Genomic DNA, 12,428 nt, shown 5'->3' with positions numbered 1-12,428 from the left:
TGAAAACATAGATGGAGAGGAATATTATGGCAAAAGAGAAAAAAGGCGTACGCCTTGAACATATTTCAAAAATTTATAAAGATCCAAAGACAGGAAAAGATTTTTATGCAGTAAAGGATGCAAATATAGAGATAGAACCTGGAAGCTTTGTGACACTGCTTGGACCTTCAGGCTGTGGAAAAACTACAACCCTTCGAATGATCGCAGGATTTGAGAGCCCGGATGAGGGAGAGATTTATCTTGGAAATGAGGCTATCAATGCCTTAACACCCAATAAGAGAGATACTGCAATGGTTTTCCAAAGCTATGCGCTTCTTCCTCACTACAACATTTTTGACAACGTAGCTTATGGACTTAAGCTTCGCAAGATGGACAAAGATGTTATAAAGAAAAAAGTTACCGATATATTGGCGCTTGTTGGACTTGAAGGTATGGAAAACCGAATGACAAATCAGCTTTCAGGTGGACAGCAGCAGAGAGTTGCCCTTGCAAGAGCGCTTGTTATTGAACCGGGAGTTCTTTTGTTTGATGAGCCCTTATCAAACCTTGACGCCAAGCTTCGTGTATCCATGCGTACTGAAATCCGCAGGATCCAGCAGGAAGCAGGAATTACCGCTATCTACGTAACTCATGACCAGAGTGAGGCCATGGCTATTTCTGATAAAGTAATCATTATGAACAAAGGCCTTGTTGAGCAGATATCAACTCCTCAGGAGGCTTACTACTACCCAAATAACAAGTTTGTAGCTGATTTCATCGGCGAAGCTAATTTCATGAATGCTACCGTGAAAGCGCAGGATACAGTTGTTATTGATGGAGCAGAAGTCAAGTGCGCAACAGGAAATATGGAGATCGGAGCATCCTGCAGTGTTGTACTTAGACCTGAAGGAGCATATCTTGGCGATACAGGTGCTATTAAAGGAAAAGTTATGTATTCCTGCTTTATGGGCGCATACCAGGATTATCACATCCAGGTTGCGGATGCTCTTGTTAAGATCCAGGAGTACAACCCAAAGAACCGCAAGATCTATAATGTTGGCGATGAGGCTTTTCTTAATTTCCAGGAAAACACACTTTACGCACTGTAAAACAAAAAGTGAGAGTTATTATTATAAATACAGCAAGGAATGAAATAGATTCTGTCAATCCCCGAATGTATTATAATAATTATCACAATATCTTTTGGATATTATTTTATGGGGAATGGAGTGAGTTTTATGAACGGAATGACTATACTTGAGTTTTTAGAAGGAACCAGTGATATTGCTGTAGCAATAAGGCTTATTATGGCAACGCTCTTTGGATGTCTTGTGGGTTGGGAGAGAGTAGTCAAAAGACATAGCGCAGGCATTAAGACTTTTGCGCTTGTGAGCCTTGGAAGTGCAGTTACCACGGCGCTTAACATCTACCTTGCCATGATACCCGGGCTTTCAGCTGATACCAGCAGAATCCCGGCAGGCGTTGTAAGCGGCATCGGCTTTTTGGGAGCAGGAACTATCCTTGTTACAGGTCGTAAGCAGATCAAGGGACTTACAACTGCGGCAACCCTCTGGGTCACAGCCTGCATGGGAATGGCCATTGGTGGCGGATACCTGGTAGTTGGCACTGTCTGCTTCATACTGATAATGATAGCTAACGTTATCCTTATGCAGCTTAGCAAAGTGGTTGAAGAATACAGCAAGTACTTAAGTCTTTACATTGAGGTCAATAAGAACGCAGGTGTAAAAAAGCTGTCGAAATGGATATCAGATCAGGGCTTTGAAATCAGCAGTATGACAAAGAGCAAAGAAAAGACTCTTCTTTCATCTGATGCTGCACTTATCGTAGATATCGATTTAGATAAAAAGAGATCCCATCGGGAAGTTATAAATGCTCTGAATGAGCTTGATTTTGTAAGTTACGTGGAAGAAATCTGATCATCAGAATTGCTGGTAAAATAGCGAAAGATCAGGAAAAGGCTGTGATTGACACAGCCTTTTTCATTTTGTAAAATAATAACGCATGCTCTTTTAAATAACATAATTATTTTACTGTTGGGGAGGGATACCATGTCCAGAAAAGCAACCATAACGCAAAAAGAAATCGTAAATGCGGCATTTAAGATCACAAGGAAAGAGGGCTTTGAGCAGATCACATCGAGAAAACTTGCTGCGCAGGCAGGATGCTCTACACAGCCTATTTTCCGTATCTACGAGAATATGGATGCACTAAAGATAGATGTTTATAATAAAGCGGCAGCATATTATGAAGATTACTACAATGACAGTGCAAAGACCCATGAGACACCATTCGTTGATCTCGGACTTGCTTACATTGGTTTTGCACAGAAATATCCACATCTTTTCAGACTTCTTTTTCTCTCTGAAAAAGACAAGGATACAAAGAGTATGTATGATCTTGTAAATGGATCAGCTGAGAATGTTGTAAAGGAGATCAGCAAGGCTCAGAGCATGGGGGTAAAAAATGCACAGCAGCTGTTTATGCAGATGTGGGTATTTATCCACGGCGCGGGATGCATGGCTGTAACAGGTGATTTTGATCTTGATGAAGCTGCTTCAGTAGAGATGCTTGAGTCAGCTTATAAGGCATTTAGTCTATGAAGTTCGAAAATGATGTTGATGTTATCACCCGAATAAATGAATGCTATCCCAAGATGAGTAAAGGTAAGAAATCAATTGCGCTCTACATCTGCGATCACTATGAACAGGCAGTTTTTATGACGGCAGCAGAGGTTGGCAAGATTGTTGGCATGAGCGAATCTACAGTGGTAAGATTTGCCATGAGCCTTGGGTATGATGGATACCCTCAGTTTCAGAAGGCACTTTCTGTCTGGGTTAGCGACAAATTTGGTTCAGTTGAGAAGGTTGGACGTAAGTTTGGAAAAAGCAGTGACGGAGAAATCCTGCAGACTATCCTTAGATCTGATATGTCCAACATTGAGCAGACTATAAATAATATTGATGTTGCGGCATTTAAGACAGCGGTTGATATTATTTTAAAGGCTAAGACGGTTTATATCGTGGGACTTAGAAGCTGTGAGCCTTTGGCGGATTTTTTACATTTTTATCTGAATATGATCAGAGGCAACAACGTTCTTATAAAGACTACAAGTGTTTCTGAGATGTTCGAACAGATGATAAGGATCAACGATAGGGATTGTATAATAGGCATAAGTTTTCCAAGGTATTCCATGAGAACCTTAAAGTGCATGGAGTTTGCCAATGACAGAAATGCCAAGGTTATAACTATCACAGATTCTGTTCATTCACCGATGAATCTGTATTCTTCCTGCAATCTTTTGGCAAAAAGTGAGATGGCATCAATTGTTGACTCACTTGTGGCACCCCTTAGTGTTATAAACGCTTTGGTTGTCGCTCTTTGCATGAGAAGACCTGCTGATGTAAAGGCGGATCTTAAAATGTTAGAAGAGGCCTGGAACAATTATCAGGTATATTTAAACGATGAAATAGACTTTGCTTCTGATGCGCCAATGATAGGACTTCCGCTTCAGAACAGGCCTAAAGAGTCAGAGCAAGAGGATTTTTAATGAAGAAAATTGCAATAATTGGCTGCGGAGCAGCCGGTATGATGGCGGCGCTTTCTGCAGCTTCTGGCGGCAGCAGCGTCACTATTTTTGAAAAAAATGAAAAGCCCGGAAAAAAGATCTACATAACAGGAAAAGGCAGATGTAATGTGACAAATGCCTGTGCTGTAGAGGACTATTTTGGCTTTGTACGCAGAAATGCGAGATTTTTATACAGCGCTGTTTATGGTTTTGATAATAGTGCAGTTATGGACTTTTTTGAGAATAACAACTGTCATCTGAAAATAGAGAGAGGAGAGAGGGTTTTCCCTGTATCTGACCACTCTTCAGATATCATAAGGACCTTGTTTGATGCTGTTAAAAAGGCAGGAGTACAGGTGTTATTTGATACAACTGTTTTATCTGTCGAGGCATCAGGTGGAAGAGTGAGCGCCGTGACTTATTCATCAGGTGATGACCCGATCACAAGAGAAGAGTTTGACTCTGTGATCGTGTGCACCGGTGGAATGTCTTATCCTTCAACGGGTTCTACAGGCGATGGTTATAGATTTGCAAAAGACTTGGGACACAGCATCGTTACGCCTGCTCCTTCACTTGTACCTTTTGAGATAAAGGAAGGCTGGTGCAAGGACCTTCAGGGACTGTCACTTAAAAATGTCGGACTTAAGATGTTCACTTTTGGCAGCAGGTCTGCCAAAAGGAGAAAGCCTGTCTATGACGGCTTTGGCGAGATGCTCTTTACCCACTTTGGGATCAGTGGTCCACTTGTTCTTACAGCAAGCTGCTATTATGATAAAGAAAAACAGTATGAGCTCTTCCTTGACTTAAAGCCCGCTCTTAATGAAGAACAGCTTGATAAAAGAGTTTTGAGGGATTTTGAGGAAGGCCTTAATAAGAGCTTTAAAAATATTTTGGGAGGTCTTTTCCCTTCAAAAATGATTCCTGTTATGATAAAGTTGTCAGGAATTGATTCTGAAAAGAAGGTTAATGAGATCACCAAGGAGGAAAGGCTCACCTTTGTAAGGCTGATAAAGAGCGTTCCTATGACTATAACAGGAACAAGAGGCTTTAATGAAGCTATCATTACAAAGGGCGGAGTCAATGTAAAAGAGATAAATCCTTCCACTATGGAATCCAAGATTGTATCAGGCCTTTACTTTGCAGGAGAAGTTATAGATGTAGATACCGAGACCGGAGGCTACAATCTTCAGGTTGCCTGGTCTACGGGACATCTTGCGGGCGAAAGCGCAGCAATGTAAGATATTTTTATAAGGAGTTTTTAGATTTATGAGTAAGCAGATTGCAATAGACGGACCTGCAGGAGCAGGAAAAAGCACAATAGCCAAAAAAGTGGCTGCAGAGCTTGGTTTTATCTATGTTGATACAGGAGCTATGTACAGAGCCATGGCTTTATATATGATAAAAAACGGTATCAGAGCAGATGAGCCTGAGAAGATAAGTGCTACCTGTGACAGTGCTGATATTACCATAAGGCACGAGAACGGCGAGCAGGTTGTTTTGTTAAATGGCGAAAATGTTAATGGCCTTATCAGAACAGAGGAAGTTGGAAATATGGCTTCTGCAAGCTCTGTAAACGGTGATGTCAGAAGAAAACTTGTGGAGCTTCAGCAGAAACTTGCAAATGAAGCTGATGTTGTAATGGATGGCCGTGATATTGGAACAGTAGTGCTTCCAAATGCTGATGTTAAGGTGTATCTTACAGCAAGCTCTAAAGTAAGAGCTGAGCGCAGATTTAAAGAACTCACTGCAAAGGGAGAAACTTGCGACATCGATGTGATTGAAAAAGATATTATTGAGAGAGATTACAGAGACATGCACAGGGAGATATCACCGCTTAAACAGGCTGATGATGCGACACTTGTGGATTCTTCAGACATGACAATTGATGAAGTTGCAAAGACAATTGTTGACCTTTATAAAAATAGTCTCTGATTTTTGCGTAATGAACATAGGAAGGCAGTAAGTAGATGGAAGTAATAGTTGCTGAGCATGCCGGCTTTTGTTTTGGAGTTACAAAAGCTGTTGAAACAGTATACGATCAGATAAAAAACTCATCTGATGTGAATATTTATACGTATGGACCCATTATCCACAATGAGATAGTTGTCAGTGATCTTGAGAAAAAGGGCGTAAAAGTAATAAACTCAGTAGAGGAACTTGATGGCATTTCAGAGGGAACTATAGTAATAAGATCCCATGGTGTTACCAAGGAAGTTCATCAGAAAATTGAGGAAACCGGACTGAATATCATTGATGCAACCTGTCCTTTTGTAAAAAGAATCCATAAGATCGTGGATGAGGAGAGTAAAGCCGGAAAAAGTATCATAGTAGTAGGCAGTGCCAATCACCCTGAAGTCGAAGGAATCGTAAGTTATGCAAGAGGTCCTGTATTTGTGATCGACTCACCAAAAGAGGCAGAAAATTTCAACGAAAACAGGGAACTGGAATACACATTAGTGTCCCAGACTACATTTAACAGGAATAAATTTCAAGAAACCGTTGAAATCTTTGAAAATAACGGTTACAATATTAATATTGTGAATACTATATGCAATGCAACCGACGAACGTCAGTCAGAAGCTGAGGAAATTGCAACCAAAGCGGATGCCATGATAGTCATTGGTGGCGCCCACAGTTCCAATTCCAGGAAACTGTATGATATATGCAGTCAGAAATGTGAGCAGACATATTTTATTCAAACCCTGGAAGACTTGCATTTTAATAAAAATAATGACATCAAGCTTGTAGGGATTACCGCCGGGGCATCAACCCCAAAGAACATTATCGAGGAGGTTCAGAATTATGTCAGAACAAACTTTTGAACAGATGCTTAACGAATCGTTCAAAACAATTCACACAGGGGAGGTTGTTGAGGGAACTGTTATTGACGTTAAGCCTGACGAGATAATCCTTAACATTGGTTACAAGTCCGACGGTATCTTAACAAAGAGCGAATACAGCAACGACAACAGTATTGACCTTACAACCGCCGTTAAAGTTGGTGACACAATGGACGTTAAGGTCCTTAAGACCAACGACGCAGACGGACAGGTTATTCTTTCATACAAGAGACTTGCCATCGACAGAGGCAACAAGAGAATTGAGGAAGCCTACAATAACAAAGAAGTACTTACAGCTAAGGTTGTTCAGGTACTTGAGGGCGGACTTACAGTAGTAGTTGATGAAGTTAGAATCTTCATCCCTGCAAGCCTTGTTTCTGATAGCTATGAGAAAGATCTTTCAAAATATCAGGATCAGGAAATTCAGTTCGTTGTAACTGAGTACAATCCTAAGAGAAGAAGATATATCGGAAACAGAAGAATGCTTGTAACAGCTGAGAAGGCTGAAGCAGCTAAGAAGCTCTTTGATTCTATCAAAGCTGGCGATGTTGTTGACGGTATCGTTAAGAACGTTACAGATTTCGGTGCTTTCATCGATCTTGGTGGAGCAGACGGACTTCTTCATATTTCAGAAATGAGCTGGGGACGTGTTGAGAGCCCTAAGAAAGTATTCAAGGTTGGCGACACAGTTAAAGTTCTTGTAAAGTCAATTGATGGCAGCAAGATTGCTCTTTCAAGAAAGTTCGATAACGAGAATCCTTGGAAGGATGCTACAGAGAAATATGCTGTAGGCAACATTGTAAAGGGTAAAGTTGCAAGAATGACAGACTTCGGTGCTTTCGTAGAGCTTGAGCCTGGTATTGATGCACTTCTTCATGTTTCTCAGATTGCTAAAGAGCATGTTGAGAAGCCAGCTGATGTACTTAAAGTAGGTCAGGAAGTTGAAGCTAAGATCGTAGACTTCAATGAGGAAGAAAAGAAGATAAGCCTTTCAATCAAGGCTATGTTCGCTCCAGAGCCTAGCGAAGAAGTAGCTGAAGACGGAGACGTTGTTTCAGTTGATATCGACAAAGTAATCGCTGAGCAGAACGAAGAGAACTAATCAGATAAAATTTTTAAAGAGACTGTGGTTTATACCACAGTCTCTTTTTTTACTGTCTCTTTAGAATAATTTAATTTTACATAAAATTGTATCTAATATAGAATTTAATAAGAGACGTTATAACAAATATTTGTCTACTAAATGTTAGGAGGATATCTACCTATGGAATACGATTACGAGTGGTTTAAAAAGGGTGTCTATGATTTGACCAAGATCGACCTTAACGCATATAAAGAAAAGCAGATGAAGAGAAGAATTGATACTCTTATCGGAAAGTATGAGGTTAAGGGCTATGATGGTTTCCTGGCACTTATAAAGAAGGACAGAGAAGCGCTTGATTCTTTCGTTACTTACCTTACAATCAATGTTTCTGAGTTTTTCAGAAATATGGATCAGTGGAACCTGATGGACAAAGAAATGGTTCCTGAACTTATGGGTAAATTTGGTAAGAACTTAAAGATCTGGAGTGCTGCTTGTTCTACAGGTGATGAGCCATATACGATCGTTATGCTTCTTTCCAAGCATGTGCCTCTTAATCAGATCAATGTCTATGCAACTGACCTTGATGCTGTAGTTCTTGCAAAGGCTAAGGCTGCTATTTACGATAAAAAGGAAATTGCAAATGTACCTGAGGAGTTTAAGAAGAAATACTTTACAGAGACTCCTGACGGAAGAATGAAGGTTTCAAGTGAGATCACATCAAGAGTTACATTTAAGCAGGCAGATCTTTTAAGAGATCCATATCCAAAGGATTGTAACCTCATTGTATGTAGAAATGTTCTGATCTACTTCACAGAAGAAGCAAAGGATGACATTTTCAGAAAATATTATGCTAACCTTACACCGGGAGGAATCCTCTTTATCGGAAGTACAGAGCAGATCGTAAACTATAAGGATATCGGCTTTATCCGTAAGAACTCATTCTATTACGAAAAACCTAAAGCATAAAGATTCGATATTGCATACATAAATGTATAAGCTGCCCCTTGTCATACTTGCGTATGGCAGGGGGCAGCTTTTTTTGACATAGGGAAAAGAAATTGCTAATGTTTAAGAGTGAGAAAAACATGGTTATTGTTGCTGCTTGATGGCATGCATATAATAACTCTAAGGGAGTTGTAATGAATAATAAAAGCAAGATTCGCTATGACATAATACTTATTATTGGATTACTTGTAATTACCATGGCCATAGCCGTGGCTGTCAGATTTACGCAAAAGACAGGAAAAACTGTGGTGGTTTCAGTTGATGGAGTAGTAAAATATACATTTCCTTTGGATGAAGATATTGAGTTTAAGATAGAAGGGTATGAAGGTGGGACTAACTACCTTGTTATTAAAGACGGAGAGGCTTATCTTACTGAAGCTTCTTGTCCGGATCTTTTATGTGTTCACATGGGGAAAATAAGTAGTCAGGGTCAGTCAATCATATGCCTTCCAAATAGAGTTGTTGTGGAAATAAGGGATGATAATGAAAGTGATCCAAAAGAGTTCGATGCAATAGTTGGTTAAATCAGAGATTAAGTGTTGTTAGGGGATAAGGATGGACAAAACAAAAAAGATAGCTACATATGGAGTTATGGCTGCACTTGCAATGATACTAAGCTATGTAGAGATGCAACTTCCTGCCTTCGTGGCCATTCCCGGAGTTAAGATGGGGCTTACCAACATAGTTGTAATTGTTGCGCTTTACAAAATGGGAAACAAAAGCGCCATTTTCATCAATATTGTAAGAATCATTGCAGTTTCGCTATTATTTGGTACTCTTATGAGCTTCGCTTTTTCTTTTGCAGGAGGAATGCTCAGCACACTGGTAATGATACTCCTTAAAAAGACTGACAAATTCAGTACAGTAGGAGTGAGTGTGGCAGGCGGCATCACTCATAACATCGGCCAGATCCTTGCTGCGATGCTTCTTTTAAACACCAAAGCAATCATCTGGTACCTTCCCGTTCTATGGCTTTCAGGTATCATCAGCGGTCTAATTATAGGACTCATCGGCGCCATAATCGTCAAAAGAATAAAGGTTTCTGTATAAATTAAAAATGTTCTTGCATTCTGATATGATTTGTGTATAATGTTTCTTTGTCGGCATTCAGCTGACATAAATCACGGAAATTCTTCCGGTGATTTTCCACTTTTTTTATTAACGACGCTTGCATTGGGCGTATCTGTGCCTTTTTGCGAGCAATTTCAGAAAGGGACATTGTTATGAATTTTAGAGGAAAATGGGACAAACAAAACAATTCGGTTAAGCTTTTGCTAAAAAAGCTTAAGAGGCACGATACGCTTGTGGTGGCAATTGCGGTCATCATTGCGCTGGTGCTTTGTGGAGGCCTGATCTACATCAGTACCCCTGTGGCTATGGCTACAGCAAAAGAAGAGTTTGCTGAAAGCGAAAAAGAGAGCAAAGAAGCAACAAATGAAAAACTTGATGAACTCCATGAGTATTTGACAGAGCTTGATAAGAACATAGTTGATAGTAAAAATGGTCTTGATTCTTTTTATGAGCTTACGAAAGAAGATAAGACAAATGAGCATATAACTGAGAAAGTTACTACTCTTGGTGGTAACTTAAAAGAACTCCATAGCGAGGTGGTTCAGACAGATAGCCAGATTCAGAATATGAAAGAACTTATCGAGAAAAACGGAGGAGAGAATAAGGATAAGCTCAATCAGGAATTTAGCCAGGTTTCTGAAAGATTTAATCAGATAGAAAATAATTATTCCAAGGCCCAGTCTGACAATAAGGAGCTAATGGATTCTATTAAAAATCTTATAAAGAGCAATGATACGAAAATGACCGGAGAAAATCTCAAGCAGTACACTGATCTGGTCACAAAGCTTTCGAATCTTGATAAGAACTTTACAACGGACATGGGCAAGTCAGTAGATCTTTTGGAAAAAAACATAAAGGAGCTTAACGAGGCTACTGAGAAGAGACTGGCAGAGCTGGATAAGACAACAAGCACTAAGCTTAATGAGATGGATACATCCACTAAAAATAAGCTTGATGAGATGAATACCTCAACCAAAAACAAGCTTGATGAAATGGATACAACTACCAAGAATAAGCTTGATGAAATGGATACAACTACCAAGAATAAGCTTGATGAAATGAATTCAGCTACAAACAATAAGCTCAGTGAAATGGATGAATCAACAAATCGTAAGCTTGATGAGATGAATAATTCCACAAACAATAAGCTGGATGAGATGAACGCAGCTACAAGCAGTAAGCTCGATGAGATGAATGCATCTACTAACAGCAGACTTGATGAAATGGGCAATTCTACTAATAGTAAACTTGATGACCTGGATAAAAGAACCGGCAGTAAACTGGATGAACTTGGAAAAAACACGAGTAATAAGCTGGATGAGTTAAATAAAGCCACGAATGACAGACTAAATTCCATGGATAAATCAACCAGTGATAAGCTGGATTCCATGGATAAATCAACAAACAGCAAGATTGATGCAATGGGTAAGTCAACAAACAGCAAGCTTGATGCTATGGATAAGGCTACCAGCAGTAAACTTGATGGAATGAACAAGACAAACACAAATAAGTTTAATGAACTTAACACATCAATAAATAATAACTTTAAAAATATTACGAATACTTCTTTGAACAACACAAATGGTTTAAAGAGCTATATAACAACCGAACTTAATAAAACAAACGGAAAGATTGATAAGGTTTTTCAGCGTGTGAGTGATGGCAAAAAGCTATTGGCATCCACATTACTCACTAAGGGCGTTAAGGTCAGACAGGATGCCACATTTAAGGAACTTAGCGATGCGATAAATAAGATCCCGCAGCAGGTTGTCTTGGGAAATGGTGATGTTGCAGGTAAAGTTGAGTATGAGTACCACTATCACAAGGACGGAAAAGGCAAGGTATGCGATGAAGAATATGTTCCTGCCAGCCGAAAGGGCGGATGCTATAACGTTGCTGTAACCCATAAGCATACTGACAGCTGCTATAAGATCGAGTACTGGTATTCATATAGAACAAGAAAAGACTGCGATAATCTGTATCATGTGACAGACCGTGATAACGGCGATGACCCTATCTTCAGATGGCGTTGTAATTATTGTGGATCGGAATATGACTCTGATGACGGCTACCATTCAGAGTCTACTACAGATATCAATGTCTTCCGTGACAGAGGTAAGAGCGATCCTGAAGTGCATATGAATAAGATAAAAATATGTAAATATGAGGATGGACAGCTTTTGGGATACCGCCCATCCTGTGGTTATGTCCATGGACAGATACTGAAAGCGCATATTTCTTTTGGCCAGAATTATAAGGACTATAACAGCACAGTAAATGTGCCAAGCCCGAGAAATACGAATCTTAGAACTTCACATATTATGGCACCAAACAGCTCCTTGGATATCGAGAGCCTTTTAAAAGAATTTGAATTATCATTGGATGAAGAGGACGCCGCATCTTCAATATCTACAGAAGAAAGTGCTGCAAGTACTTCTATTTCTAAAGAATCTGACATTTCAGATATCGATAATGCTGATAAGCAATATGATTCCCAAACAGAAAATAGCAATGTGGCTTCAAGAAGCAATTCTATAATAGAGTCAGCTGCAGAAAGCTCATCAGAAATAACAGGAAACAATGGTACTTCAGAAAATGATGATCATTTGCAGAATGTAGCAGAAGAAAATATCACTCCTGATACTGGTGATGACAATTCGCAGAATGAAAATTCACAAGAAAATGAAACAGAAATGACAGATGACTCTACTGAAGGTTTGGCGGAAGAAAAATCAGAAATTGATTAGTTGCTTGTTCTCCATCCCATTGAGTATATGGTCTCTACTTTCTTGACATTCTTTTGTGGGCTGCTATAGAATAGACCTTGTTGTAGTAGTTATAGCACAGATAATGAATGTGCAGA

Annotated in this window: 12 protein-coding genes; all 12 read left to right on the top strand. The window is 39.6% G+C overall.

Annotation, left to right across the window (positions count from 1 at the left end; translation table 11 throughout):
* Positions 1-26 precede the first annotated feature (26 nt).
* The 12 genes from E7303_RS07505 (at position 27) to E7303_RS07450 (ending at position 12,312) form a co-directional block, all read left to right on the top strand.
* Positions 27-1,088 (top strand): ABC transporter ATP-binding protein, encoded by a 1,062-nt coding sequence (locus E7303_RS07505; protein ID WP_292144579.1) that lies wholly within the window; start codon positions 27-29, stop codon positions 1,086-1,088.
* A 129-nt stretch (positions 1,089-1,217) separates the two neighbouring features.
* Entirely contained in the window at positions 1,218-1,916 is a 699-nt protein-coding gene (locus E7303_RS07500) for an MgtC/SapB family protein (protein ID WP_292144578.1), read from the top strand.
* Positions 1,917-2,048: 132 nt separating this feature from the next.
* Positions 2,049-2,600, top strand: coding sequence for a TetR/AcrR family transcriptional regulator (locus E7303_RS07495; RefSeq protein WP_103869139.1), 552 nt, complete (start codon positions 2,049-2,051; stop codon positions 2,598-2,600).
* On the top strand, positions 2,597-3,547 hold the full coding sequence (locus tag E7303_RS07490) for a MurR/RpiR family transcriptional regulator (RefSeq protein WP_292144577.1): 951 nt from the start codon (positions 2,597-2,599) through the stop codon (positions 3,545-3,547). Before E7303_RS07495 ends, E7303_RS07490 begins: the two co-directional genes overlap by 4 nt.
* On the top strand, positions 3,547-4,803 hold the full coding sequence (locus tag E7303_RS07485) for an NAD(P)/FAD-dependent oxidoreductase (protein ID WP_292144575.1): 1,257 nt from the start codon (positions 3,547-3,549) through the stop codon (positions 4,801-4,803). Before E7303_RS07490 ends, E7303_RS07485 begins: the two co-directional genes overlap by 1 nt.
* 28 nt (positions 4,804-4,831) lie before the next feature.
* Positions 4,832-5,497, top strand: a complete 666-nt coding sequence (cmk, locus tag E7303_RS07480; protein WP_292144574.1) for a (d)CMP kinase — start codon at positions 4,832-4,834, stop codon at positions 5,495-5,497.
* Between the two features lie 35 nt (positions 5,498-5,532).
* Complete coding sequence (gene ispH, locus E7303_RS07475; protein ID WP_292144573.1) at positions 5,533-6,387, top strand: 4-hydroxy-3-methylbut-2-enyl diphosphate reductase; 855 nt, start codon at positions 5,533-5,535, stop codon at positions 6,385-6,387.
* Positions 6,368-7,507, top strand: a complete 1,140-nt coding sequence (rpsA, locus tag E7303_RS07470; RefSeq protein ID WP_292144572.1) for a 30S ribosomal protein S1 — start codon at positions 6,368-6,370, stop codon at positions 7,505-7,507. The genes ispH and rpsA overlap by 20 nt, the downstream gene beginning before the upstream one ends.
* 162 nt (positions 7,508-7,669) lie before the next feature.
* A complete protein-coding gene (locus tag E7303_RS07465; protein WP_292144571.1) occupies positions 7,670-8,455 on the top strand; it encodes a CheR family methyltransferase in 786 nt (261 codons plus the stop codon).
* 173 nt (positions 8,456-8,628) lie between these two features.
* Positions 8,629-9,018, top strand: coding sequence for a NusG domain II-containing protein (locus E7303_RS07460; RefSeq protein ID WP_292144570.1), 390 nt, complete (start codon positions 8,629-8,631; stop codon positions 9,016-9,018).
* Between the two features lie 31 nt (positions 9,019-9,049).
* Positions 9,050-9,544 carry a Gx transporter family protein gene (locus E7303_RS07455; RefSeq protein WP_292144569.1) on the top strand — a complete coding sequence of 165 codons (495 nt, stop codon included), beginning with the start codon at positions 9,050-9,052 and terminating at the stop codon, positions 9,542-9,544.
* A gap of 173 nt (positions 9,545-9,717) precedes the next feature.
* Positions 9,718-12,312, top strand: coding sequence for a hypothetical protein (locus E7303_RS07450; protein WP_292144568.1), 2,595 nt, complete (start codon positions 9,718-9,720; stop codon positions 12,310-12,312).
* The last annotated feature ends 116 nt before the right edge of the window (positions 12,313-12,428 follow it).

Source organism: Butyrivibrio sp. (genome assembly GCF_015056685.1).
Taxonomy (GTDB): Bacteria; Bacillota; Clostridia; order Lachnospirales; family Lachnospiraceae; genus Butyrivibrio.
Note: the sequence above shows the minus strand (reverse complement) of the source record. Positions and strands in the feature narration are given on the sequence as shown.

What these genes read in the sequence shown, in the direction of transcription:
- E7303_RS07505 (WP_292144579.1), top strand. Translation starts at nt 27, where the DNA reads ATGGCAAAAGAGAAAAAAGGCGTACGCCTTGAACATATTTCAAAAATT.
- E7303_RS07500 (WP_292144578.1), top strand. Translation starts at nt 1,218, where the DNA reads ATGAACGGAATGACTATACTTGAGTTTTTAGAAGGAACCAGTGATATT.
- E7303_RS07495 (WP_103869139.1), top strand. Translation starts at nt 2,049, where the DNA reads ATGTCCAGAAAAGCAACCATAACGCAAAAAGAAATCGTAAATGCGGCA.
- E7303_RS07490 (WP_292144577.1), top strand. Translation starts at nt 2,597, where the DNA reads ATGAAGTTCGAAAATGATGTTGATGTTATCACCCGAATAAATGAATGC.
- E7303_RS07485 (WP_292144575.1), top strand. Translation starts at nt 3,547, where the DNA reads ATGAAGAAAATTGCAATAATTGGCTGCGGAGCAGCCGGTATGATGGCG.
- cmk (WP_292144574.1), top strand. Translation starts at nt 4,832, where the DNA reads ATGAGTAAGCAGATTGCAATAGACGGACCTGCAGGAGCAGGAAAAAGC.
- ispH (WP_292144573.1), top strand. Translation starts at nt 5,533, where the DNA reads ATGGAAGTAATAGTTGCTGAGCATGCCGGCTTTTGTTTTGGAGTTACA.
- rpsA (WP_292144572.1), top strand. Translation starts at nt 6,368, where the DNA reads ATGTCAGAACAAACTTTTGAACAGATGCTTAACGAATCGTTCAAAACA.
- E7303_RS07465 (WP_292144571.1), top strand. Translation starts at nt 7,670, where the DNA reads ATGGAATACGATTACGAGTGGTTTAAAAAGGGTGTCTATGATTTGACC.
- E7303_RS07460 (WP_292144570.1), top strand. Translation starts at nt 8,629, where the DNA reads ATGAATAATAAAAGCAAGATTCGCTATGACATAATACTTATTATTGGA.
- E7303_RS07455 (WP_292144569.1), top strand. Translation starts at nt 9,050, where the DNA reads ATGGACAAAACAAAAAAGATAGCTACATATGGAGTTATGGCTGCACTT.
- E7303_RS07450 (WP_292144568.1), top strand. Translation starts at nt 9,718, where the DNA reads ATGAATTTTAGAGGAAAATGGGACAAACAAAACAATTCGGTTAAGCTT.